The organism is Thiocystis violacea (assembly GCF_016583565.1).
GTDB classification, from domain to species: Bacteria; Pseudomonadota; Gammaproteobacteria; order Chromatiales; family Chromatiaceae; genus Thiorhodococcus; species Thiorhodococcus violaceus_A.
Window position 1 is genome coordinate 80783 of sequence record NZ_NRRF01000005.1, and the last position, 22900, is coordinate 103682.

General features: G+C 65.9%; 22 protein-coding genes. 3 read left to right on the forward strand and 19 right to left on the reverse strand.

Annotated elements, in window-relative coordinates:
- Window positions 1–9 precede the first annotated feature (9 nt).
- From fliP to CKO23_RS03485, 14 genes are all read right to left on the reverse strand, one after another.
- Window positions 10–759, reverse strand: a complete 750-nt coding sequence (gene fliP, locus CKO23_RS03420) for a flagellar type III secretion system pore protein FliP (protein WP_200328350.1) — start codon at window positions 757–759, stop codon at window positions 10–12.
- Window positions 759–1205 carry a flagellar biosynthetic protein FliO gene (gene fliO / locus CKO23_RS03425; RefSeq protein WP_200328351.1) on the reverse strand — a complete coding sequence of 149 codons (447 nt, stop codon included), beginning with the start codon at window positions 1203–1205 and terminating at the stop codon, window positions 759–761. Before fliO ends, fliP begins: the two co-directional genes overlap by 1 nt.
- Window positions 1205–1651, reverse strand: coding sequence for a flagellar motor switch protein FliN (gene fliN, locus CKO23_RS03430; RefSeq protein ID WP_200328420.1), 447 nt, complete (start codon window positions 1649–1651; stop codon window positions 1205–1207). Before fliN ends, fliO begins: the two co-directional genes overlap by 1 nt.
- A gap of 131 nt (window positions 1652–1782) precedes the next feature.
- Window positions 1783–2760, reverse strand: a complete 978-nt coding sequence (gene fliM / locus CKO23_RS03435; RefSeq protein WP_200328352.1) for a flagellar motor switch protein FliM — start codon at window positions 2758–2760, stop codon at window positions 1783–1785.
- A gap of 8 nt (window positions 2761–2768) precedes the next feature.
- Window positions 2769–3308, reverse strand: a complete 540-nt coding sequence (locus CKO23_RS03440) for a flagellar basal body-associated FliL family protein (RefSeq protein WP_200328353.1) — start codon at window positions 3306–3308, stop codon at window positions 2769–2771.
- Window positions 3309–3545: 237 nt separating this feature from the next.
- Window positions 3546–5042 (reverse strand): flagellar hook-length control protein FliK, encoded by a 1497-nt coding sequence (locus CKO23_RS03445; RefSeq protein WP_200328354.1) that lies wholly within the window; start codon window positions 5040–5042, stop codon window positions 3546–3548.
- 10 nt (window positions 5043–5052) lie between these two features.
- The gene (locus CKO23_RS03450) at window positions 5053–5505 is read right to left on the reverse strand and encodes a flagellar export protein FliJ (RefSeq protein WP_200328355.1); all 453 of its coding nucleotides are present in this window, start codon (window positions 5503–5505) and stop codon (window positions 5053–5055) included.
- Window positions 5502–6905, reverse strand: a complete 1404-nt coding sequence (gene fliI, locus CKO23_RS03455; RefSeq protein ID WP_200328356.1) for a flagellar protein export ATPase FliI — start codon at window positions 6903–6905, stop codon at window positions 5502–5504. Before fliI ends, CKO23_RS03450 begins: the two co-directional genes overlap by 4 nt.
- Window positions 6902–7852 carry a FliH/SctL family protein gene (locus CKO23_RS03460; protein ID WP_346014557.1) on the reverse strand — a complete coding sequence of 317 codons (951 nt, stop codon included), beginning with the start codon at window positions 7850–7852 and terminating at the stop codon, window positions 6902–6904. The genes fliI and CKO23_RS03460 overlap by 4 nt, the downstream gene beginning before the upstream one ends.
- Window positions 7849–8859 (reverse strand): flagellar motor switch protein FliG, encoded by a 1011-nt coding sequence (gene fliG / locus CKO23_RS03465; RefSeq protein WP_200328357.1) that lies wholly within the window; start codon window positions 8857–8859, stop codon window positions 7849–7851. The genes CKO23_RS03460 and fliG overlap by 4 nt, the downstream gene beginning before the upstream one ends.
- On the reverse strand, window positions 8849–10540 hold the full coding sequence (gene fliF / locus CKO23_RS03470; RefSeq protein ID WP_200328358.1) for a flagellar basal-body MS-ring/collar protein FliF: 1692 nt from the start codon (window positions 10538–10540) through the stop codon (window positions 8849–8851). Before fliF ends, fliG begins: the two co-directional genes overlap by 11 nt.
- A 38-nt stretch (window positions 10541–10578) precedes the next feature.
- The gene (fliE, locus tag CKO23_RS03475; RefSeq protein WP_200328359.1) at window positions 10579–10914 is read right to left on the reverse strand and encodes a flagellar hook-basal body complex protein FliE; all 336 of its coding nucleotides are present in this window, start codon (window positions 10912–10914) and stop codon (window positions 10579–10581) included.
- Between the two features lie 332 nt (window positions 10915–11246).
- A complete protein-coding gene (locus CKO23_RS03480; protein WP_242482185.1) occupies window positions 11247–12662 on the reverse strand; it encodes a sigma-54 interaction domain-containing protein in 1416 nt (471 codons plus the stop codon).
- A gap of 114 nt (window positions 12663–12776) precedes the next feature.
- Window positions 12777–13307, reverse strand: coding sequence for a PilZ domain-containing protein (locus CKO23_RS03485; protein WP_200328361.1), 531 nt, complete (start codon window positions 13305–13307; stop codon window positions 12777–12779).
- Window positions 13308–13467: 160 nt separating this feature from the next.
- Here CKO23_RS03485 and CKO23_RS03490 point away from each other — a divergent pair, with 160 nt between their 5' ends.
- Window positions 13468–13737, forward strand: a complete 270-nt coding sequence (locus CKO23_RS03490; RefSeq protein ID WP_200328362.1) for a late competence development ComFB family protein — start codon at window positions 13468–13470, stop codon at window positions 13735–13737.
- A 36-nt stretch (window positions 13738–13773) separates the two neighbouring features.
- Here CKO23_RS03490 and CKO23_RS03495 read toward each other — a convergent pair whose 3' ends face one another.
- The gene (locus CKO23_RS03495; protein WP_200328363.1) at window positions 13774–15195 is read right to left on the reverse strand and encodes an HDOD domain-containing protein; all 1422 of its coding nucleotides are present in this window, start codon (window positions 15193–15195) and stop codon (window positions 13774–13776) included.
- A gap of 185 nt (window positions 15196–15380) precedes the next feature.
- On the opposite strand from CKO23_RS03495, the gene motA reads away from it, so the two are divergent.
- On the forward strand, window positions 15381–16247 hold the full coding sequence (gene motA, locus CKO23_RS03500) for a flagellar motor stator protein MotA (protein ID WP_200328364.1): 867 nt from the start codon (window positions 15381–15383) through the stop codon (window positions 16245–16247).
- Between the two features lie 13 nt (window positions 16248–16260).
- Complete coding sequence (gene motB, locus CKO23_RS03505; protein WP_200328365.1) at window positions 16261–17151, forward strand: flagellar motor protein MotB; 891 nt, start codon at window positions 16261–16263, stop codon at window positions 17149–17151.
- A gap of 91 nt (window positions 17152–17242) precedes the next feature.
- Here the strand turns inward: motB and CKO23_RS03510 are convergent, their stop codons facing one another.
- Genes CKO23_RS03510 through CKO23_RS03525 form a run of 4 tightly spaced genes read right to left on the reverse strand, consistent with a single transcriptional unit; the run spans window position 17243 to window position 22762 of the window.
- Window positions 17243–19312: a putative bifunctional diguanylate cyclase/phosphodiesterase gene (locus CKO23_RS03510; RefSeq protein ID WP_242482186.1), complete on the reverse strand. Its 2070-nt coding sequence runs from the start codon at window positions 19310–19312 to the stop codon at window positions 17243–17245.
- Between the two features lie 28 nt (window positions 19313–19340).
- Window positions 19341–19790: a response regulator gene (locus tag CKO23_RS03515; protein ID WP_200328367.1), complete on the reverse strand. Its 450-nt coding sequence runs from the start codon at window positions 19788–19790 to the stop codon at window positions 19341–19343.
- A gap of 13 nt (window positions 19791–19803) precedes the next feature.
- Window positions 19804–21813, reverse strand: a complete 2010-nt coding sequence (locus CKO23_RS03520) for a PAS domain-containing sensor histidine kinase (protein WP_200328368.1) — start codon at window positions 21811–21813, stop codon at window positions 19804–19806.
- On the reverse strand, window positions 21806–22762 hold the full coding sequence (locus CKO23_RS03525; protein ID WP_242482187.1) for a PAS domain-containing protein: 957 nt from the start codon (window positions 22760–22762) through the stop codon (window positions 21806–21808). Before CKO23_RS03525 ends, CKO23_RS03520 begins: the two co-directional genes overlap by 8 nt.
- Window positions 22763–22900: the final 138 nt, after the last annotated feature.

A 22900-nucleotide genomic window follows, 5' to 3' on the forward strand; every position in this document is an offset into this window, starting at 1 on the left:
CCATTCTCCTCAGGTATAGAAGCTCTGCGCCAGCGTGCCCATCAGGAGCGACCAGCCGTCCACCAGGACGAAGAGCATCAGTTTGAAAGGCAACGAGATAATGAGCGGCGATAGCATCATCATGCCCATGGACATGAGCACGCTGGCCACCACCAGATCGATGATGAGAAAGGGGATGAGGATGAGAAAGCCGATCTGAAAGGCCGTCTTCAGCTCACTGATGACGAAGGAAGGCACCAGCAGGTTGAGCGGGATGTCGTCGGGCGAGGCAAAACCGTCGAGCCCGCGGATCTCGGCGAACATGGCGAGATCGGACTCGCGCGTCTGCGCCAGCATGAAGGTCCGCAGGGGCTTGACTGCCTTGGCGAGCGCCTCCTCGGTGCCAAGCTTCTCGTCCATGTAGGGCACCAGGGCGCTGTCGTAGATCTCCTGGAAGACGGGCGCCATGATGAAGAGGGTGAGAAAGAAGGCCAGACCGAGCAAGATCTGATTCGACGGCGTCTGAGAGGTGCCAAGCCCCTGACGCAAGATGGCAAGGACGATGATGATGCGGGTGAAGGAGGTCATCATGATGAGGGCCGACGGCAGCAGGGTCAGCACCGTCATCAGCAGCAGGAGCTGCAACGTGACCGAGTAGACCTGACCGCCTTCCGGCTTGGTGGTCACGGTCACGGCATCCAGCCCGCCGATCTGCGCCAGGCACAGACTCGGCAGCAGCACGAGAACCGCCCCCAGCCACCAGCGCGATGACCTTGTCATCAGGGCGAGCCGCCGGACCTGATGCGCCCGAGCAGACTTGCGAAATCGCCCTTCCAGGGCTCCTGCGCCGTCACCTCCACAGGCGTCGAGAGCCGGTGCAGCGTGCGCACGCCGGTCGGGGCCACACCAATCAGCACCTGCTCCTCGCCCACCTGCACCAGCATCAGACGCTCACGGGCGCCGATACTGCGCACCGCGAGGATCTGTATCAGCGCCTGACCCTGGCCCTGCCCCTGCACGGCGGGCAACCGGCGCAGGAGCCACGCGAGCATCAGGATGACCAGGATCACCAGCACCAGGCTGCCGAGGAGCTGCGCCAGATAGCCAGCCGCAAGCTGTCCGGACGACTCAGCCGACGCCGCCGCCTGCGCCTCGGCCGCCAGGATCCAGGCCAGGGCGGCCGGCCCCAGGGACACCAGGCGTCGACACGGGCGGGAAGCCGGCATCACCTGAGCTTCCGCACCCGTTCGCTGGGGCTGATGACGTCGGTCAGGCGGATGCCGAACTTCTCGTTGACCACCACCACCTCGCCATGTGCGACCAGGGTGCCGTTGACCAGGACGTCCAGCGGCTCACCCGCCAAGCGATCCAGCTCGACCACTGAACCCTGATTGAGCTGCAGCAGGTTGCGGATCGGGATCCGCGTCCGCCCGATCTCCATGGCGATGGTCACGGGCACGTCCAGGACCAACTCGAGGTTGACGTCGCTCGCCGCGGGCGTCTCCAGATCGCTGAAGTCCTCGGGCTGCACGGGCGCGGCCTGACCGGCAGCCGCGCCACGCGCGCCAGTGCCGGGCTTCGGCTGGGCGCCGCCAGCCTGAGGTGGCGCCGCCGGCCCCGTTGCCTCGGTCTCCTTCTGCTCCTCCAAGGCGGCCGCCCAAGCGTCGGCCATGTCTTCATTCGGGTCCTCGGCCACTGAGGGATCTCCCTAGTCGTTGTCGTTGCTCATATCGATGCGGAAAGCCTTCCAGCGGCCATCGCTTCACGCGCCGTCGCTCGGTCGATCCGCGAATGCTTGATCCGCTAATGCTTGATCCGTTCGACGATCTTGATGGCATTGATGCCATTGGCAACACCGAATTTTCCCTTGAAGAGCGGGATGTCTTCGACGTTGAGGATCACGTTTTCACGCAGATCGATGGGGATGATGTCGCCCGCCTTCATGTCCAGGAGCTGCCGCACCGTCAGCGTCGCCTCGGCGAGATTGGAGAAGATCTCGACCTTTGCCAGCGGGATCTCCTCCTCGAACGCACGCTGCCAGCGTCTGTCGACACCCGTCCGGTCCGATTGCAGGCCGGTATCGAGCTGCTCGCGGATGGGCTCGATCATCGAGTAGGGCAAGGTCACGTGCATGTTGCCACCGCCGCCCTCCAGCTCGATATGGAAATCGTTGATGACGACGATCTCGGTCGGACTCACGATGTTGGCGAACTGCGGATTCACCTCGGAGTTGATGAATTCGAATTCCAGCTTCATGACCGGCTCCCAGGCCCTCTGCATGTCCTCGAAGGAGGCGTCGAGCAGGTTCTTGATGACCCGCATCTCCATGGGCGTAAAGTCACGTCCCTCGATGCGCGAGTAGTAACGGCCATCGCCACCGAAAAAGTTGTCGACCAAGCCGAAGACCAGCTTGGGATCGAAGACGAAGAGCGCGGTCCCGTGCAGCGGATTGACACGCACCAGATTCAGACTGGTCGGAACATAGAGCGAGTGCAGGTATTCCGAGAACTTGGTGACACGGGCACCGATCACCGAGATCTCGGAGGCGCGGCGCAGCAGATTGAACAGATGCACCCGCAGATAGCGCGCGAAGCGCTCGTTGATCATGTCCAGCGTGGGCATTCGACCGCGGACGATGCGGTCCTGAGTCGTGAAATCGTAGTTCCGCGCCTGGCCATCGGCAGGAAATTGATCAGAATCCGTCTCGACATCGCCACTGTCGACGCCATGCAAGAGTGCGTCGATCTCGTCCTGGCTGAGGATGTCTGTTTGCTGGGACATGGCCGAGCCTACTGCATGACGAAGTCGGTGAAGAGGATGTCGGTCACGCCCGAGGGCGCGCCCATCCGGGTCAGAATGCCCGAGACCGTCTGCTTGAGCTGCTCACGCAAGGCGTCCTTTCCTTCCGGGGTGTTCATGACGCTGGACTCCTGCGTCGCCAGCAGCGCGAGCAGGTCATTGCGGATCATTGGCATGTGCTTGTCGACCGCCGCCACCACGCCTTCATCGCGCGTCACGACCGTCATCTGCAGGCGGAGAAAACGCACCGGGCCAGGCGTCGTGATGTTGACGGTGAAAGGCTCCAGCTCGTGATAGATGAGCGGCCCCTGGGGCTGGGCCGGTGTCGCCGCCACCGGTGCCGCCCCTTCTTCGGCGTCAACGGCATCAGCGGCCACTTCCGTCTGGTCCGCCGCCTTGTAGATCAGGAAGTAATAGGCCACGCCAGCGCCGCCGCCCAGCAACACAAGCAGCAACAGGATCAGGATGATCCACTTCATCTTGCCACCGGAAGGCTTTTCTTGCGGTTCGTCTTTCTTCTTTTCAGCCATGGCTCACCTGGGAGTCGCTAAACAATAAGTCACTAAGACGATCATGTCGTCGGCCGCTCGGCCACGAAAGCGGGCGGGCGAGAAACCGCCTTCGCCGGGCCTCACCCCTCACCAAGGGCGTTTCCGTCACCTCGATCGAGGATGGAAGTCTAGCACTTGCCGCGGGCGACAGAGGCCGTGGCGCTTGCGCTCCCGCCCGCGAGACCGGGTGGGCAACATGCCTCAGCAGCCCATGTCTCAAACGAAATAGTCGAGTCGCCTCGACAAGGTCGACAAGGTGCCCGCGGCCAGACCAAGATCTTCGACAGCCTCTTCGCCCAGGGCGTCGACGTCCTGACGATCCGGTGACGGCGAGGATGCACCCTGTCGAAAAGCCCCGTCTCTGTCAGCCGCCTCCCCAAAGACGCTCAGATCGCCCGGCGACAGGCCCTCCTGACCCAGTGCCTCGCGCAGCCGCGGCATGGCGGCCTCCAGAACCTCCTTCACGATGGGATGCGGCGTGACGAACTGAACGTGGGTCTTGTCCTCCTCCCGGGTCACGCGGATGTTCAGGGTACCCAGGCTCGGCGGATGCAGTTTCAACTCGACGGTCTCGAGACCCGCCTGGGCATGCCATCTGATCCGGTCGGCTAGACTGGCCTCCCCTCCAGGCTGCAAAAGTCTCATGAGGTCCAACCGTTGGGTGCCCTTGACCCCAGCCTGCCTCTGCGTCGCACCCGAGTCACTGGCTGCAATGCCACCGAGAAACGCATTGACCTCCGCGCGGCCAGCGTCCGCCGAACCCGCGAGGTCGGCCTGCGGGAAACCGCGCCCCAAGCGCCCCAAGCGCCCCATCAGGGTCTCGCGGACCGCGGATGCCGTTCGACTCGCGTCGCCGACATCGCCAGAGCCACCATCAACTGTTGCGACGCCAGCGGGATCCGACGTACCCGTGACAAATGCCTCTCGAAACGACTTGAGCCAGGCCTGTGCCGTCGAGCCACCCGATTCAACCTCAACAGGCCCAAGGTCCACGCCCGATGTCAGCGGCATCGACGGCTGTCCTGCCAGCCCGCCCAGCCGCAGCAGGAAGGATGACAGCGCGTCCAGAGCGACCGTCTGAGTGGCACCTGGCACGGTACCCTGGTCCTCGCTTACCATCCCGGAAACCTGGCCCAGCGCAAACCGCTCGCCAGTCCCATCAGGTCGCTCGATCCGCCCGCGCCAAGCGTCCGACTCAAAGGCAACAGGCATCAACGTTGACCCTTCGGCTCCGCTCCGCTGAGGCACGTCCCCCGCGCGGCTCAGGTTCGCGGGCGTGGTGCCGGACGCGGACAACAGCTGCAGCACGAAAGACGGCAGCGCGCCGAAGTCGACCGCCCCGTTTGCGTCCGAGGTGGCGCCGTCATCCTCGCCCGGCGCGTCTTCCGCTTCGATACTCGCCCCTAAGGAACCAAGCGCCTGCTGAAGCAAGGAGACCGCGCCGCCCCGCGGCGAGACTGCATCGACCTCCGCCATCGGCGTCTGCCCCTGCATGAAGCCGAGAAATTCGGCGACCAGCGCCTCATTGTCGATGCCGCTCAACGCGTCCTTGTCGAGGCCCGATCGACTCAGCAGGTCGCGTAGCTGATGGCCCATGGTGTCGACGAATGCCCGATCGTCCGCGCTCTCCAGGACGGTGCCATCGCCCAAACCGGCATTCAGAAGTTGGGACAAGAGCCCAGCGGCGGCGGATTGAAGCGTGGTCGTTTGCATGGTTTCGTCCTTAGTCGTCCAACCCCGAGAAGCCGCTCCCCTGACCCTTCTGGAACGCCTTGAGCGTTGCCCACATGTCCAGGGCGCTCTGTTGTTTGCGCGTCTCCTCGACCGCATCGGCACGCCGCCTGCGCTCGATCAGCTTGTCGAGCGACAAACTCGCCTGATGCCGCTCGAGCCAGACATTGCGGGCTTGATCCACCTGCGACTGTGCCGCCGCCACACGCAGGTCCTGCTGCACCAGCGCCTCGCGCAGTTGCTGGTGCATGAGCGAGAGCTGCTTCATCAGACGAACGTCGTTCGGAATCGAGGTATTGAGATAGAGCGACTGATACTCGGCGAGCTGATTGCGCTGTTGCTCCACCTTGGCGAGATCGGAGAGCCGCGCCGCGAGCACCACGGCGGTCTCGTTCTCCTGCGCCTCGCGGATCTTCAGCAACCGTTGAAAACGCTTCACGCTCATGCGCCCTGACCTCGGCCAGGCATGCCCTGACCGGCCAGCACCTCGAAGAGGGCCTGGCGCGACTGCTCGAAGCTGGCGGCCTCGAGACGCTCCTGACGCAAGTAGTCCTCCAGCCGCGGATTCATGGCGACCGCCTCGTCCAGCTGCGGGTCCGAACCCTTGCGATAGGCGCCGACCGCGATGAGGTCGCGGTTGCGGGCATAGGTGGACATGATGCCGCGGAAGCGATAGGCCGCGCGCTGATGCTCCGGCGTGACCACCGCGCTCATGACGCGGGACACCGATGCGCCCACGTCGATCGCCGGATAGCGGCCGCTCTCGGCGATCTCGCGCGACAGCACCACATGCCCATCCAGGATGGCGCGCGCCGAGTCGACGATGGGGTCGTTCTGATCGTCGCCCTCGGCGAGCACCGTGTAGAAGGCGGTAATGGAGCCACCGCCCTTGTCGCCGTTGCCGGCGCGCTCGACCAGCTGCGGCAAGCGGGCGAAGACCGACGCCGAATAGCCCTTGGTCGCCGGCGGCTCGCCGATCGCCATGGCGATCTCGCGCGCCCCTTGTGCGAAGCGGGTCAGGGAATCCATGAGCAGGAGGACATCCAACCCACGGTCGCGGAAGTATTCGGCGATCCGGGTGGCGACCCAGGCGCCGTGCTGGCGCAGCAGGGGCGACTGATCCGCCGGCACCGCCACCACGACGGTGCGCCTGCGCGACTCCACGTCCAGGATGTCGTGAATGAACTCGTTGACCTCGCGCCCACGCTCGCCGATGAGCCCGACGACGATGACGTCGGCTTCCGTATGGCGCGTCATCATGCCGAGCAGGACGCTCTTGCCCACGCCGCTGCCCGCGAAGAGCCCGATGCGCTGACCGCGGCCGACGGACAGCAAGCCGTTGAGCGCGCGGATACCCACGTCCAGCGACTCGGTGACCGGGGCGCGCTTGAGGGGGTTGATGGGCCGACCTTCGATGCTGACGGCCTCCTGCGTGCGGATAGGTCCGCCATCGTCCAGCGGCTTGCCGAGTGCGTCGACGACCCGCCCCAGAAGTTCGGGACCGACGGAAATCCGACGGCTCTGCTCCAGCGGCTCGATGCGCGCGCCAGGGATGAGTCCCTCCAACTGACCTTCCGGCATGAGGAAGGTCTTCTCGCCATTGAAACCCACCACTTCGGCGGCCAGACGCTTGCCCGTGGAGGTATGGATGGCCGCGCGGCCACCGACCGGTATCCGGATACCCTCGGCCTCCAGCGTCATCCCGACCATGCGCGACAGTCGACCCTCTGGCTGGGGCGCGAGCGTCTCGTCGATACGCTGGCGAGATTGGCTCAGCCGCTCCCTCAGGCCGGAGGTCAGCTGACGCTGCCCTTCTTGCTTGAGCCCTTGGATTACCTCACTCATGGCTGCTCCTCCGCCGATGGCGGTTCGATCACCTCGCCAGGCACGACCGACGCGTCCGAATCGCCGTCTTCGCGCGGCTCATCGCTCCCACTCGGCTCATTGCTCCCACTCGGCTCATCGCTCCCAGGCGGCTGAGCGCTCTCAGCCGAGTCATGGCGCTCAGTCGGCTCGACCGCCGCGTCCGGCGCCTCGATGGCGTCGGGCCGCGGCTCATCCGAGCGCGACTCGGCCTCGAGCCCCGTCGAGGGTCGCTCGAGATCGCCCCAGATGGCCTCGACAGCCTGCCTCAGACGCGCATCCAGGCTGGCGTCGATGCGGCTCGGACCGCTCTCCAGAACACAGCCACCCGGCTCCATCCCAGGCTCCGGCACCCAGCTGATGTCCTCGCCCTGGTGCTCGGCATAGGATTCGAGGACGGCCTGCTGATCCGGATGCACGTAGAGCCGGACCGCATGATGGCGCGACGGCAGCTGACCCAGCGCCTCGCGCAGAACGCGCTGGATCAGCTCAGGGCGCGTCGCCAGCTCCGCCATGATGACCCGGCGGGCCACCGCCTCGACCAAGGCCAGCAGCTCCGGCTCCAGCGCGTCGACCGCGCTGGCGAGCGGATCAGCCAGCTCAGCGGCGATGGCCTCCAGCGCGCCGACCGTCTCGGCGAGGATGCCCTCCTGAGTCGCGCGCTGCTCGGCTTCACGCACCTCGCGCTCCCCGCGCTCGACCTCCGCCTCCCGCGCGGCCTTGTCGCACCCTTCCTGGTACCCGGCCTGATAGCCCTCGCGGAAACCCGCCTCGGCACCCGCCCGCCGGGCCTCCTCCTCGATCGCCGCAACCTCCTCGGCCGTGGGAAGGCGCACATCCTCCACCTCGGGTTGGCTCGCCCTCAGTGTCACGTCCGGCGGCATCCAGCGTGTCACATCCTCCGCCCGCGAGGCCGGGGAGCGGCTCACAGCATCGTCTCCCCACCCTTACCACCGAGCACGATCTCACCGCTATCGGCCAGCCGACGCGCAATGGCGAGGATCTCTTTCTGGGCGACCTCGACGTCGCTGAGCCGCACCGGCCCCTTGGTCTCCAGATCCTCGCGCAGCATCTCGGCGGCCCGTTTGGACATGTTGCGGAAGATCTTGTCCTTGAGCTCGTCCTCGGCGCCCTTGAGCGCGAGCACCAGGGACTCGGTCGAGATCTCGCGCATGAGCGTCTGGATGCCGCGGTCGTCGACGTCCACCAGATTGCCGAAGACGAACATGAGCTCCTGGATACGGGCGCCCAGGTCCTCGTCGACCTGCTGCACACCGTCCATGATGGAGGCCTCCTTGGAGGCGTCCATGTAATTGAGGATGCTCGCCGCCGTCTTGACGCCGCCGATCATGGAAGACTTGGCGGTGTTCTTGCCGGAAAGTTGACGCTCCAGGATCTCGTCCAGCTCCTGCAGGGCCGCCGGCTGGACACCGTCCAGGGTGGCGATGCGCAGGATGAGGTCGGACTGCATGCGCTCGGGCAGGTGCGACAGGGTCTCGGCGGATTGGTCCGGATCCAGGTGCGAGAGCACGATGGCGACGATCTGCGGGTGCTCATGGCGAATCATCTCCGCCACGGCGCGCGGATCCAGCCACTTGAGCGCCTCCAGACCCTTGGAGTTGCGGCCCAGCAGGATGCGGTCGATCAGACCTTCGGCCTTGTCGTCGCCCAACGCGGAGCGCAGCACGTTGCGGACGTAGTCGTCCGCGCCGATGCCGAGCGAGGTCTGGTCCTGCACCAGGTCGGAGAACTCCCGCAACACCTGATCGATATCCGAGCGGGAGACGCGCTCCAGCGAGGCCATGGCGGTACCGATCTTCTGCACCTCCTTCGGTCCCATGTGCCGCAGGATCTCGGCCGCCGCTTCCTCACCGAGGCTCATCATGAAGATGGCCGCGCGTTCGGAGCCCGTGAATTTCTTGACTTCAGTTGCCATCTTCCGCCAACCATGACTTCATGACTTGAACCACCCGCTTGGGATCTTCCTTGACCATCTGGCGCACGGCCTCCAGGTCGAGCTGTTGCTGATCCGCTCCCTTTGGACCCATGAGCGAGCCGATCGCCGAGGGCTGATGACTCAGCGCGACCAGCTCCTCGCCCTCGCCATCGCCCTCTTCGTCGGAGTCCGAGCCGGATTGGTCGGTCAAGGCCGGATGCTCCCCATCCGCCTCCAACGCCGCTTGCTCTTCGGGCGGCTCAGGCTGGGGCATCAGCTGCCGGATACCGGGCCGCACCACGAGCAGGAGCACCAGCAGGGCCGTCAGGAATCCGCCGACGACCTTGACCAGTTCGAGAAACCAGGTCTCGGTCCAGAACTCCACCCCGTCCGCGTCGGCGGACTCGGGCACGAAGGACGCCGAGCTGACCCGTATCGAGTCGCCGCGAGCCTCCTTGAACCCGATCGCCTCGCGCACCAGGGCGCGGATGGTCTCAAGCTCGGCCTCCGAGCGCGGCACGCGCACCGGCTCGCCAGCATCATTGACCTCGTCCTGATAGTCCACCACGACGGCCGCCGTCAGACGCTGAATCCCACCCGGCGTCTCCTGCACATGGGCGATGGTCCGGTCGACCTCGTAGTTGCGCGTCGTCTGCTGGCTGCGACTGCTCGGCACCAGCGGCGAAGCGTTGGCCGCCGCGCGCTCGCCAACGGTCCCGCCCTGCGGCGGCTGATTGGTGAGGGCACCGGGAATCCCGCCCGCCGCCGGATCATTGCCGATGCGCTCTTCTTCATTGCTCTGCTCGGAGCGCACGGCGGTGCGGTCCGGGTCGAAGGTTTCCTCGGTGCGCTCGACACGCGAGAAATCGAGATCGGCCGCGACCTGAACGCGAACGCGATCGCGCCCGACGATGGGTGTCAGCAGCGCCTGCACGCGATCGGCATAGCTCGCCTCGACCCGATGGGTGTAGTCGAGATTGTCGAGACTGAGCGTGTTGCCCTCGTCCTTGTCGTCCAGGGTCAAGAGGCGGCCGGTCTGATCCACGACCGTGACGCGCTCGGGAGTCAGCTCGGGGACGCTCGATGACACCAGATGCACGATGGCGCCCACCTGGGCATCCGTCAACGACCGACCGCCCTTCAAGTGAACCACGACCGAGGCGCTCGGCGGCGTGCGCTCGCGCACGAAGACGGACCGTTCGGCCTTGGCGATGTGCACGCGCGCGCTCTCGACCGGATCCAGCGCAGCCACCGAGCGGCCGAGCTCGCCTTCCAAGGCACGCTGATAGCGCGCGCCCTCGATCAGGCGACTGGTTCCGAATCCGGCGTCCTGCTGCAGCAGCTCGAAACCGATGTCCGTGGACTTCGGCAGACCCTGACCGGCGAGGAGCAGGCGGGTTTCCGCGATGCGTTGCTGAGGAATCTCGACGCGACCCGTCAAATTATCGACTTTGTAGGGGACGCCCAACTGCGTCAGGGCTTGCATGACCTGCGCTGCCTCGGCGCTTTCCATCTGGCCGAAGATCGGCGCATAGGAGGGCTTGAGCGCCCAAAAGAGAATGGCGACCGCCGCCACCACGCCACCCGCGATCATGCCGATCAGCGCGACCTGACGCCCTGTCGGCATCTCCGTGAAGGTCTTCATGCCGGTCGAAAGCGTGGCTGTAAGGGAGGACGCCATGGGGATGAGTCTCAGCTAGCGGCGCGTTGCGGTCAGGGTCAGACCGACATGCTCATGACTTCTTGGTAGGCGGACAGCAGACGATTGCGCACCTGGTTGGTCGCCTCGAAGGCGATGCTCGACTTATTCATGGCCACCATGACCTGCGGCAGACTCACGTTGTTGTCGCCCAGCTCGAACTTGGTCTGCATGCCGGTGGCCTCTTGTTGGATCTCGTTGACGTCACGGATCGCCTCATGGAGCTTGGACGCGAAGTCCGACCCGGCGGCCTGCGGCTCCTTGACGGCTGCAACCGGCGCCGAGCCCTCGATGCGACCCGCTTGCGAGAGCGCGCGCATCTGCTGCAAGACGCTCTGGATCTGCATTTCGCTCATGTGATTCCTCCTGGCTCCACTCGGCGCTCCCAGGCCAGGCGCCCCGGAGGTCACTCAAGTGACCGAATGTCGGCAGGCGCGACCCAATGATGCAATTGCTAGTGCAAATTCGGTGCCGCTGGCGGAGGAGGAATTCGCGGGCCGTGACCGAGGTCGCAGGACAGGTGGCAGGTGGCAGTCGAGGGTTTTCTGGTCACGCAGCTCCAGCGGCGTGACCCGTGCGATGAAGCTCCGCTTCACGCGGCATCGGCGCGGCCCGCCGATTCATGCAGTCGAGCTTCCTCACCCGAGTCCAGATCGGGAATCAGGCGCGCAACGCGCCGACCGCGGCGTCAAAGAGCCGACGCTTCGTCGCGGACATCGCGCTCGAGTCCGAATTTGCGCATGCGCTCGACGAGTGTGGTGCGGCGCATGCCGAGTCGCCGCGCGGCCCTGGCGACGACATGGTCGTTCTGCTCCAGCGCCGCGACGATCATCTTGCGCTCGACCTCATTGAGGTACTCACGCATCTCGGTGCCTTCGGGCGGAAGCATGTCCGCGCCGATCCCGGGCAAGGGCGCGGCGGGGGCCATCGGCGGGGCAATCGCCTCGTACAGAAGCGACGGCTTCAGGTCCGCCGGCCGGAAGCGGGTCGGCAGCTGGGCCAGGTCGACGAGCTGATCCGGATACATGATGGACAGCTGCTCAAGCAGGTTCGCCAGCTCGCGGATGTTCCCCGGCCAGGGGTGTTGCTCGAGGTGGGCGAGCACCGCCGGGGTGAGGTGCGCCGGCTGCCCGCCCTGCTCGCGCAGGCGGCCCTCCAGGGTCGCGATCAGCAGCGCGATGTCGCTCTGGCGCTCGCGTAACGAGGGCAGATCGATGGGAAAGACGGCGAGCCGGAAGAAGAGATCCTGACGGAAATTGCCCGCGTCCACCGCCTCCTCCAGATTGCGGTGCGTCGCCGAGATGATGCGGGTGTTGGTCTGAATGGGTTTGTTCGAGCCGACACGCTCGAAGGTCCGCTCCTGGAGCACGCGCAGCAGCTTGACCTGCATCGGCAGCGGCATATCGCCGATCTCGTCGAGGAAGAGGACACCGTCCTCCGCCAACTCGAAGCGCCCCGCGCGGGCCGTGAAGGCCCCGGTGAAGGCCCCTTTCTCGTGACCGAAGAGCTCGCTCTCCAGCAGTTCGCCCGGAATGGCCCCGCAATTGACGGCCACGAAGGGCTTGCCGGCGCGGCTCGATGCCTGGTGAATGGCGCGCGCGACCACCTCCTTGCCAGACCCGGTCTCGCCGAGGATGAGGACGGTGGCCTCGGTCTTGGCAACCTGGGCGATGAGGCGCTTCACCACCAGCATCGAAGGATGGCGGCCGACCAGGTCGACGTCCGGAACCACCTCGGCCTGCGTCTCGAGCTGCAGGCGCTGCAGGATCTGGATCACCGATCCAGGCGACAGCGGCGACTCGGGGATGAAGGCAGGGCGCGCGAGATCCTGAGTGCCGCCGTCAATGAATTGACACACCAATCGCGGCTCGGGCGACTGCGGCAGCCGCTCCAACAGGCCGGGGATCGCGGCGGCCGTCTCGCAAATCCAGAGCACCGCGGGGCGCTCGGCCACGACCGCCGCCAGGCTGTCCAGCTCCATGACCTCGCAGCCGAGAAACTCCAGGACAGAGCGCGTCGCGAGCCGTGCCGATGCCTGACCATAGAGACCGATTCTCATCACCTGATCCGTTTCCCCTATTCCAAGAGACCGTCCGCCTCGCATTCAGCTGCCACCAGCGCGCACCCATGCAGGATGCCCCTTGCCTTGCGTCCTCTGCGACGCGGCCGCAACCGAACCCCAAGGCCCCATCGGCCAGCGCGCGAGGCATGGACAGCGCTAATCGGCACGCGCAACACCGCTATTCATGCGCCGACGCGCCACCTCCCGCCGATGCATGCGAAAGACCCAGCGGCCCAGGGCATCGCGCAGCGCGCTATCCGGTGAGCGCCAGAGGCCGCCGCAGGCGTCGCCGCGCACCCTCAGCTCATCCAGCTCCAGCACCAAGGGCTGCGCCAGCCATTGACTCGGATAGAGCTGCAGGCTACCGCATCCCGGTTCCATCAGCGCGGCGGGACACACCAGACCCTCACGGCTGATCCAGAGGTTCACAGGTGTCGGGACCCTATCTGTAAGCAAAGACGAGACCAGGTCGGTCAGCAGATCGATCTTGAGTTCGAGTCTCTGGATATCCGCCGGCGGATCCTCCGGCTTCTGGCCCTGGGCGCCGTCCTCCAGCACAGCGATGGCGTCGAGCAGATGGGCGGCGGCATCCCCGGTGGTCGCCGATCGGTCGCAAAACGCCGCGGGGATCTCCAGGTTCACCGCGAGCTCATCCCCGAGCACGTCGCGCCAATCCTCTTTGTTCATCGTCCGTTCGAGCTCTGCGTGAGATGAAGGCTAGCGGGATGCTACCCCGCTTCGGACCCGACCGGAACCCGGCTCGTCGGCTCCACCGCTCGAAATCCGCTCAAACCCCGCACACCGGGCTATCATGCGCGGAGAGCCATTGCGACCCAGAGGAGGCAACATGCTCTCGAGCATCCAGAACTACCACGAGCGTCTGGTCATGGAGTGTATCCAGGACAGCCTCGCGGGGACGGACACGCTAGCGGACCCGGACTATGTGGACGACCTCGCCTGCATCGCACTCAACACGCTGCCCCCCAGATACGTGCGCCACCCGGTGGACTTCGCCTCCCATCTGGGCGACGAGGAGCGCCGGACGATACAGGCGCAGGTCGCCGAGGCGGTCGGCCAGGCGATCGAGACCATCGCTCGCCGCCACGCGGGCCGCTAGCGGGCGGCCAGACAGGGCGGGGGGGCGCCGCGCGGATCAGGTCGAACAGCGCTGCAGCGCCTGGCGCGCGTGCACCACGAGCGTCAGAAAACGCCGATAGGCACCCGCGTCCAGCGCGCAGCTGGCGCTGCGCCGGTCGGCGTAGACCAGCCCCAGCGCACGCGCGCCGACCCAGAGCGAGGCCGCGAAAAAGCCCGTCGCCCCGATCAGCTCCCGAATGCCCTCGGGAATCCGGGGCTCCAGCTGCGCACGGTTGTCCGCATTCAACCAGAGGGCTCCAGGCGCCTCGATCAACTCCCCGAAGAGGCCGCTCGCTTCGAGCGACAGCCGGAAGCGGTTGAATCTGGGCTCGAAGTCGGTCCCGATCAGGTGCTCGGCCACGAAACACCGCGCCTTGGGGTCGTAGAGCGCAATGACGACGCGGTTCAGCCCCAACCCTCGCTGCAGGCCATCGAGCAGCGTCCTGAAGAGGATGTCGGGCTCCGTGACCCCCGCGTCATCGAGGACGGCCAGGGCGCGGTCATAGTCGTCCGCCCGTGGCGCCAGACAGAACCGCGAGCCGCGCGCGGACTCCAGCCCAACGGCCTCCTCTGCGCACCCCATCACCGGAAGCATGGGCAAGGGCTCCAGGGCGTAGCGGCTGGCCCTCGTGTTGAAGCCGGCAAGCACCCGGTTGATGCGCTCGCGCAGGGCCGCGAGATCCAGGTCCAGCACCTGGGCGACCAGGCACAGATCGGCGTGCTGCATGGGGTGGCGCCAGCCGGTGAAGGCGTATCGAGCGACCTGGGTGGCCAACATGACGCAGAGCGCCCTGAGATGCCGGGCGTTACGCGCCCGCATGGACTCGCGCACCATCTCCGGCAGTCCCCAGCGCCGCGCGAGCCGATAGCCGAGCGCCTCCAGGCTCATCCCCAGCGTGACGTACTCGGCTTCATGGGGATAGGCGTGGCAGCGCTCGACGACCTCCAGATAGCGCCGCATCCTGGCATCGCCATGCGCGAGCAGAAAGAGCTCGCCGAGATTGTTCAGGAGCGCGGCGAGGCTGATCTGGGTCGGAAAGCGATCGCGATCCAGCTCCGCCCAGTCCCGCGCCAGCAGCGCCGCGAGCACGGCACGACCGCAGCTCTGGCGATAGGCCTGGAGGCGGTCCTGGTCCAGCACCACCTCCGCGACCTCGGCCCCGGCGGCCATGTCCGAGATCGTCCGTGTCCCGAGCATGTGCACGGCATCCTCCAGCGCGGCGAGCTCGCAGCGAAAATGCCGATGCGGCACCGCGTTCGCCCGCTGCAGCACGCGCAGAGACAAGGCCGGATCGGCCAGGATGGCCTCAGCGATCCGCCGCAAGGGCGCAAGACCGTCTTGCAGCAAGCCCGCCAGCTCCCGCCAAGTCCCGCCAAGCAGCGGCAGCTCCCGGGGATCGGCCTGCGCGCTCACCCGGCTCAACCAACTCGAGTGCATGCGTCGCTAAACCTCCGCTGTGCTGGATTTCATGACGGCGTTCCCGACTCGGACAGCTTCATCCCACGCCCCTGCCCCTTTCTCGCTATCATTCTGCCCTGTCGAACGCGGGAAGGGCTGATTCGATGCCATCCCTTGCGGGGCATGGATGCCGCCTCTCCTCGACCACAACAGGACCCCATGGCGTGAATCTGATCCTGGGCTCAATCATCGTCCTTTTCGGCGTGCTCGGCGGCTTCGCCTTTCAAGGCGGGCACCTGCTGTCGCTCTGGCAACCCTTCGAGCTGCTGATCATCCTGGGCGCCGCGATCGGCGCCTTCGTCATCGCCAACCCCATGAGCCTGTTGCTCAAGACGCTGAAGTCGATCCCCACGATCCTGGCCGGCGCCAAGTACCGCAAGGCCGACTACCTCGACGCCCTCGCCTGCATGTATGTGCTCTTCAACAAGGCGCGCAAGGAGGGCCTGATGGGCATCGAGTCGGATATCGAGGAGCCGGACAGCAGCCCGCTCTTCGAGAAGTATCCGCGCCTGCTCCAGGATCGGCATGCAATCGACTTCATCTCCGACTACATGCGTCTGGTCGTGAGCGGCAACATGAATCCCTTCGAGCTCGACAACCTCATGGAGGTCGAGCTGACCACCCACCACGAAGAGGCCGAGGCGGCGTCGCACGCCGTGCAACGCGTCGCCGACGGTCTGCCGGCCTTCGGCATCGTCGCCGCCGTGCTCGGCATCGTCCACACCATGGCGGCGCTCGGCGGACCCATTAACGAGATCGGCGGCCTGGTCGCCGCCGCCCTGGTCGGAACCTTCAGCGGCATCCTCATCGCCTACGGCTTCGCCAGTCCCGTCGCCACGGTGCTGGAGCGTCTGGCGGCAGAGGAGACCCGCTTCCTCGCCTGCCTCAAGGCCTGCATCCTCGCCAACGTCCAGGGCTACAGCCCGCAAGTCTCGATCGAGTTCGGGCGCAAGACCATGCCGCCAGAGCTGAGGCCCAGCTTCAACGAGCTGGAGCAGCACCTGCGCGACGCAAAGACGCCGAAGTCATGAGCATCACACCAGCATGAGCATCGGCGAGTCCAAGCAGCCCATCGTCATCAAGCGGATCGTCAAGAAAGGCGGTCACCACGGGGGTGCCTGGAAGATCGCCTTCGCGGACTTCGCGACCGCCATGATGGCCTTTTTTCTGCTGCTATGGATCATGAGTTCCACGACCGAATCCGAGCGGGCAGCCATCTCCGAGTACTTCCAGAACCCCTCCGCCTTTAGCGGCAGCAGCGTCTCGCCATCGCAGAACATGGGTGAAGGCACGGGCTCCAAGCCCGCGATCATCGAATTCGAAGGGGCCATCGACATGGCCCCGGAGACCGCGACGCCGCCGGAGCGCCTGAGCCAGGAGCAGCTCGACGCGCTGATCCAGGCGCAGGACGAGGCCCGCCTGCAGGCGCTGGAGCAGAGGCTCGAGCAGGCCATCGAGCAGAGCGAGACCCTGGCGCCCTACAAGGATCAGCTCCTCATCGACATCACCTCGGACGGGCTGCGCATCCAGATCGTCGACAAGGAGAACCGATCCATGTTCGACATCGGCAGCGCCCGCCTCAAGCCCTACACGGAGGCCATCCTCAAGGAGCTGGGATCCATCATCAATCAGGTTCCCAACCGCATCAGCCTGACCGGCCACACGGACGCACGCCCGCTGCAAGGCTTCAACTACAGCAATTGGGAGCTCTCCACGGAGCGCGCCAACGCCGCCCGACGCGCCCTCATCGCGGGCGGGATGGAGACGGACAAGATCGGGCGCATCGTCGGGCTCTCATCCACCGCCCCCTACGACAGCCGCGACCCCAACAACCCGGTGAATCGACGCATCAGTCTCATCGTCATGAACCAGCAGACCGACGAGGCCATTCACGAGGAAACCACCAGCCTCGAGGCACTGAAGACCAAGCCCTAGCGGCCGCCAATGCCGCCGGGCTCGGTGGACTTCGCTCGCGCTCGTCCACCCTACCTCACTGCCACCTGCCACCTGCCACCGCCAGCGGATCTCAGTTCAACCGCCGCGCCTCGCGCCCGTCGCTCCAGGCGGCAAGCTCGGCGACGGCCAAGGGCTTGGCATAGAGGTAGCCCTGCGCCAGACAGCAGCCTTCGCGCTCCAGGAAGGCGGCCTGATGGGCCTCTTCCACGCCCTCGGCGACGGTCTCCAGACCCAGACTCCGCGCCAGGGCGACCACGGCACGCACGATGGCCTCATCGTTCGTGTCGTGCCCGATGTCGTGGACGAACGACTGATCGATCTTGAGCCGATCCAGCGGCAGACGCTTGAGGTACGCCAAACTGGAATAGCCGGTGCCGAAATCGTCCACCGCAAGCTCGACGCCCAAGTCCTTGAGCGCGGTGAGGACGGAGCAACTGCGCTCGGGGTCGCGCATCAACAGGGATTCCGTCACTTCCAGCTCGACCCGCCGCGACGCCAGGCGATTGGTTCGCAACATCCGCGCCATGCGCTCGACCACGCCCAGATGTTCGATCTCCTTGACCGACAGATTGATCGAGACACGTGGCACCTGGAGCCCGGCACCATCCCAGGCGGCCAACTGACGGCAGGCCGAGCGCCAGACCCATGCGCCGATCTCGCCGATGACGCCGATCTCCTCGGCCAAGGGGATGAAACGGTCGGGCGGGATCAGTCCCAGCTCTGGGTGCCGCCAGCGGACCAGTGCCTCGACCCCCGAGAGCCGCCCGCTCTTCAGATCCAGCTGAGGCTGGTAGTGCAGCACCAGCTCGTCGCGCTCGACCGCCAGGCGCAGGGCGTTCTCCAGCATGAGGCGCTCGAAGGCGCCCGCGGTCAGGGCCGGCGTGAAGAACTGAACATCGTTGCGACCCTGCTGCTTGGCCTCGTACATGGCGCGATCGGCGTGGCGGATGAGGGTGTCGGCGTCGTCCCCGTCACCTGGATAGAGGCTGACCCCGATACTCGCCGTGACCACCAGCGTCTGGCCCGATACGCGCATGGGCTCACTCAGCACAGTCAACAGCTTGCGTGCGACCCTGGCGACGTCCGGGGCGCTGGATTGGGCCTCGAGCAGGACCACGAACTCGTCGCCGCCGATGCGGGCCAGGGTGTCCGTCTCGCGCAGGACGCCCATCATGCGCCGGCTGGCCTCTCTGAGCAGCTCATCGCCGGCTGGGTGGCCGAGCGTGTCGTTGACGGTCTTGAAGCGATCCAGATCGATGAAGAGCAGCGCGACGGTCTTGGATTCGCGCCGCCCGCCAGCAAGGGCGTGGCTCAACCGCTCATGGAAGAGACTGCGGTTGGGCAGTCCGGTCAGGGCATCATGATGGGCCAGGAAGTCGATCTGCGCCTGCGCCGCCTTGGTGTTGCTGATGTCGCTGAAGATCTCAACGAAGTTGATGATCTCTCCCTGGTCATCGCGCACCGCGCTCAAGGTGCTCCACTGGGGGTAGATCTCGCCGTTTTTGCGCCGATTCCAGAGCTCGCCGCGCCAGTGCCCAGCCTCGCTCAGGGCCGCCCACAGGTCGCGGTAGAAGGACGCCGACTGACGGCCGGATTGCAGCAGCTTGGGGTTCTTGCCCAAGACCTCCGCCGCGGAGTAGCCGGTGATCGCCTCGAAGGCGGGATTGACCGAGAGGATGCGCAACTGCGCATCCGTGACCAGGATCCCCTCCGCGGTGTGCTGAAAGGCGCGCTCGGCCAGCCGCAGCTGTGCCTGGGCCCGATCACGCTCGCGCTGCAGGCGCTGCTGCTCCAGTGCCTGACGCACCGCCTCGCCGAGTCGGGCCGGACGGTCCTTGAGCACATAGTCGCTCGCGCCCTGGTGCATGGCCGCGATGGCGGCCTCTTCCCCGATGCCGCCGGAGACGATGATGAAGGGGATATCCAGATGACGCTCGCGCAAGAGTTCAAGTGCGCGCTGGCCGCTGAAGCTCGGCAGGTGCCAGTCGCAGAGAATGACATCCGGCCCCTTCTCCAAGGCGGCAATGTAGTCCGCCTCGGTCTGTACGCGCTGCCAGTCCAGCACGAACCCCTCGTCCGCCAGGCGCAGGGCCATCAGCTCGGCGTCGTGGGGCAGGTCTTCGACGATCAGCAGCTTCATGGGTCGCTCCCTCGCGTTCATAGCGCTGTCATGGCGCTGTCAGTGGCGGCCCGGCATTGAGCGTGAGCCAGTAGTTCGCGATCTCGCGCACCACCTCCACGAAGCCGGCGAAGGACACGGGCTTGACGAGGTAGGAGTTGGCCCCGCTGTCGTAGGAGAAGACGCGGTCGCCCTCCTCCCGCGAGGATGTCAGGATAACGGTCGGAATCCGCTTCACCAGGGGCGCCTCCTTGATCTGACGCAGCACCTCGAAGCCGTCGATCCCCGGCATCTTCAAGTCGAGCAGGATGAGGTCCGGCAGCGGAAAGCGGTCGCGGTCGGCGTAGTGGCCGACGCCGAAGAGGTAGTCGAGCGCCTTGCGGCCATTCTCCGCGACCTCGATGCGGGTGGAGAGTTTGGCCTCACGGAAGGCGTCCAAGGTCAGCTCGATGTCCATGCGGCTGTCGTCGACGATCAAGATGGTGGCGATACGGCTCATGCCCGTGCTCCTATCATGCGGACTCAGTGGCGGCCGGCAGGGTCACGGTGAACCGGCTCCCGGATCCGGGGCTGGATTCGACCCTGACCTCGCCATTCATGAGATGTGCCGCCTTGCTCACGATCGCCAGGCCGATGCCCGTGCCAGGATAGCTATCCTGATCGTGCAACCGCTGGAAGACCTTGAAGATCTTGTCGTGATAGGCGGAGTCGATGCCGATGCCCTGATCGGCCACGCTGAGCTGGATGTGGCTCCCATGACTCTCCGCCGCGATGGTGATGTCGGGCGCCTCATCGCCCCGACGATAGATCAGGGCATTGTCGAGCAGGTTGTTGAGCACCTGCCCGATGAGGGTCGGATCCCCGAGCGGCGTCGCCAGCGGCGCGAGCACCTGGATGCGGGCCCTGGTCTCGGCGATTCGCTCGCCGAAGGTGGACTGAAGCCCCTCGATGATGGGCGCCAGCTCGACCGGGCGGAGTCGGATGGCACCCCGCCCCAGGCGCGAGTAGTCCAGCAGGTCGTCGATCAGGGTACCCATGTGGCTGCCCGCGTCGACCACGTTGTCAAGATAATGACGCCCCTCATCGTTGAGGGCATCACGGTGCCGGCGGGCGAGGATCTGGGCGAAGCCGGTGACCGCTCGCAGAGGCGCGCGCAGGTCGTGCGAGACGGAGTAGACGAAGGACTCCAACGCCTCGTTGGCGGCCTGAAGTTCCGCGGTACGGTCGCTCACGCGCTGCTCCAGCTCGGCATTCAGCCGCAGGATCTCCTCTTCAGCCCCTTTGCGCTCGGTGATGTCGCGCCCGACACCGATGATGGCGGTCACCTGGCCCTGCCGGTCGGTGATTGCGGTATCCATCCAGCCGAGCCAACGCCAGCCGTTGATGGTCATGGCGCGCTGCTCCACGTAGGCGACATAGGGCGGCGCGAACAGCGCCTCTATCGCCTTGGCGGTGCTCGCCCGGTCGTCCTCGTGGACCAGCGGCATGAAGGTCTGGCCCAGTAGCTCGGCCTCGCTCTTGCCGAAGAGACGGCAATAGGAGGGGCTCACGAACTCGAAGCGACCCTCTGCACCGATCTTGACGACCAGGTCCATCTGGTTGTCGACCAGCAGCCGATACTTTTCCTCGCTCGCGCGCAAGGCCAGCTCGGCCTGCTTGCGCTGGGTGTTGTCCTGATAGATGGCGACGATCTCGCCGCCTGGGATCTTGAACACATAGTTTTCGAGCCAGAGCGAGAGAGGCGCGTCCTGGTAGAGACTGCTGGGATGATGCTCAGGCTCGCCGCTGCGCCAGACACGCTGAAAGACCGCGAACAGCCCCATGGATTCGACCGCCGGAAAGACCTCGCGCACCAGGCGTCCGATGATCTGCGCCCTGGCGATGCCGCCGATCTGTTCGGCGGCGTGGTTGTATTCCTTGAATCTGAAATCCTCACCGTTCCCCACCACCTCATAGACCGCAACCCCGTCGCTCATGCTCTCGACCAGCCCGCGGTAGCGGGCCTCGCGCTCGCGCAGGGCCGACTCGGCCGCCTTCGCGTCTTCGAGCACGCTCAAGAGGGCGCGTCGGGAGCGTTCGGCGCGATCGAGCGACTGCTGGATCGTAGTGTGAGCGGCACGGTTCTGGGCTTCGATGCGCTTACGCTCGGTGATGTCCAGCACGAAGCCGAACAGCTCCGCGCCGTCGCCGTCGATGGCGTGGCCGTGTTCCCAAACCCACCGCTCCTGCCCACTCGCCGTGCGGATGCGGTACTCCAGCTGGAAGTCGACGTCGTTTGTCAGTGCCTGCTGCACCTGTGCCCAGACGGCATCCCGATCATCCGGGTGAATCAGTTCCGCATAGCGCGGCCCGGTCTCCCCGACCAGCGCCTCCGGTGGATAACCCGTCAGGTCGTGGCAACCCGCGCTGACATAGGACAGGGTCCACTGTCTGTCATTGCGGCAACGGTAGAGCATGCCCGGAAGATGGGCCAAAAGGCTGTCGTAGAGACCCGCGCCCAAGGCGTCGGCGGCATCAGTCATGGTCGAGGCCTCCTTGCGCTGCCTCCGCACGGGTGCTGGCATAGCGCGGCGCTCGCCCCAGCTCGGCCAGCAGTGTATTGACCTCCTGCTTGAGCGCCAGAATCCGCTCCTCGCGGCCGAGGACGACGTCGTGCCAGCGGCGCAGCTCATCGAGCTGCGCCTGAAGGGTGGCCTCGGCCTGGCGGCGCTCGGTGACATCCGTGGAGAAGATCTGGGCCAGGGGCTCTGCCCCGTCGGTACCCGCGACACAGTGGATCCGCGAGATCAGCCAGCGCTTACCCGTGGGAAAGCTCACCTCGTCTTCGTACTCGGTGGTGCGGCCGGTGTCGATCGCCCGCCTCACACGATCGGCGTACTCATCTCCAAACTCATCATGAAGCGACTGGAAGCGCTTGCCGACGAAATCCTCGGGCTCGCCGCCGAAGAGATGCGCGACCTTGCGGTTCATGAGTCGACACACGCCGTCACGATCGTAGACGGACAGCAGACCGTCCGCGCACTCGAACAACTGGCGGTAGCACGCCTCGCTGCGGCGCAGGGCGTCTTCCGTCGCCTTGCGCTCGGTGATGTCGTGACCAATGCCCAGAACGCCAATGAGCCGACCAACGGCGTCGTAAATGGGGGTCTTGGTGGTCTGCAACAGGACGCGGCGGCCGTCGTCGGCAAGGGTGATCCATTCCTCGTTGCACTTGGGTCCGCCAGCGGCGATGGCCTCGCGGTCATGGTCGCGGAAGAAATCGGCAAGCTCGTCGCCCACGAAATCGTGGTCTGTCCGACCGACGATCTGGGACTCCTTGGCGCCGAAGAATCGCTCGAAGGCCGGGTTGCAGGCGAGATAGAGCCCGTCGGGATCCTTCAGCCAAATGAGATCCGGGAGGGTGTCGATCAGGGTGCGCAGCCGACCCTCACTGGCCATCAAGGCGGCATCGATCCGCGGCGGGTTGCTCAAGGAAGACACTCCAATTGTCCAAAACTGGTTGGGAACGGCAAGCCGCTGAACCAGGCGCCTCATGCGCCGCCGCTTCCCTCGTCAAGAACCATGCCCCCTCTCGAGCATGGGCGCTCACCGGCTCGTTCGCCCGACGCG

What these genes read in the sequence shown, in the direction of transcription:
- fliP (WP_200328350.1), bottom strand. Translation starts at nt 759, where the DNA reads ATGACAAGGTCATCGCGCTGGTGGCTGGGGGCGGTTCTCGTGCTGCTG.
- fliO (WP_200328351.1), bottom strand. Translation starts at nt 1,205, where the DNA reads ATGCCGGCTTCCCGCCCGTGTCGACGCCTGGTGTCCCTGGGGCCGGCC.
- fliN (WP_200328420.1), bottom strand. Translation starts at nt 1,651, where the DNA reads ATGGCCGACGCTTGGGCGGCCGCCTTGGAGGAGCAGAAGGAGACCGAG.
- fliM (WP_200328352.1), bottom strand. Translation starts at nt 2,760, where the DNA reads ATGTCCCAGCAAACAGACATCCTCAGCCAGGACGAGATCGACGCACTC.
- CKO23_RS03440 (WP_200328353.1), bottom strand. Translation starts at nt 3,308, where the DNA reads ATGGCTGAAAAGAAGAAAGACGAACCGCAAGAAAAGCCTTCCGGTGGC.
- CKO23_RS03445 (WP_200328354.1), bottom strand. Translation starts at nt 5,042, where the DNA reads ATGCAAACGACCACGCTTCAATCCGCCGCCGCTGGGCTCTTGTCCCAA.
- CKO23_RS03450 (WP_200328355.1), bottom strand. Translation starts at nt 5,505, where the DNA reads ATGAGCGTGAAGCGTTTTCAACGGTTGCTGAAGATCCGCGAGGCGCAG.
- fliI (WP_200328356.1), bottom strand. Translation starts at nt 6,905, where the DNA reads ATGAGTGAGGTAATCCAAGGGCTCAAGCAAGAAGGGCAGCGTCAGCTG.
- fliG (WP_200328357.1), bottom strand. Translation starts at nt 8,859, where the DNA reads ATGGCAACTGAAGTCAAGAAATTCACGGGCTCCGAACGCGCGGCCATC.
- fliF (WP_200328358.1), bottom strand. Translation starts at nt 10,540, where the DNA reads ATGGCGTCCTCCCTTACAGCCACGCTTTCGACCGGCATGAAGACCTTC.
- fliE (WP_200328359.1), bottom strand. Translation starts at nt 10,914, where the DNA reads ATGAGCGAAATGCAGATCCAGAGCGTCTTGCAGCAGATGCGCGCGCTC.
- CKO23_RS03480 (WP_242482185.1), bottom strand. Translation starts at nt 12,662, where the DNA reads ATGCGAGGCGGACGGTCTCTTGGAATAGGGGAAACGGATCAGGTGATG.
- CKO23_RS03485 (WP_200328361.1), bottom strand. Translation starts at nt 13,307, where the DNA reads ATGAACAAAGAGGATTGGCGCGACGTGCTCGGGGATGAGCTCGCGGTG.
- CKO23_RS03490 (WP_200328362.1), top strand. Translation starts at nt 13,468, where the DNA reads ATGCTCTCGAGCATCCAGAACTACCACGAGCGTCTGGTCATGGAGTGT.
- CKO23_RS03495 (WP_200328363.1), bottom strand. Translation starts at nt 15,195, where the DNA reads ATGCACTCGAGTTGGTTGAGCCGGGTGAGCGCGCAGGCCGATCCCCGG.
- motB (WP_200328365.1), top strand. Translation starts at nt 16,261, where the DNA reads ATGAGCATCGGCGAGTCCAAGCAGCCCATCGTCATCAAGCGGATCGTC.
- CKO23_RS03510 (WP_242482186.1), bottom strand. Translation starts at nt 19,312, where the DNA reads ATGAAGCTGCTGATCGTCGAAGACCTGCCCCACGACGCCGAGCTGATG.
- CKO23_RS03515 (WP_200328367.1), bottom strand. Translation starts at nt 19,790, where the DNA reads ATGAGCCGTATCGCCACCATCTTGATCGTCGACGACAGCCGCATGGAC.
- CKO23_RS03520 (WP_200328368.1), bottom strand. Translation starts at nt 21,813, where the DNA reads ATGACTGATGCCGCCGACGCCTTGGGCGCGGGTCTCTACGACAGCCTT.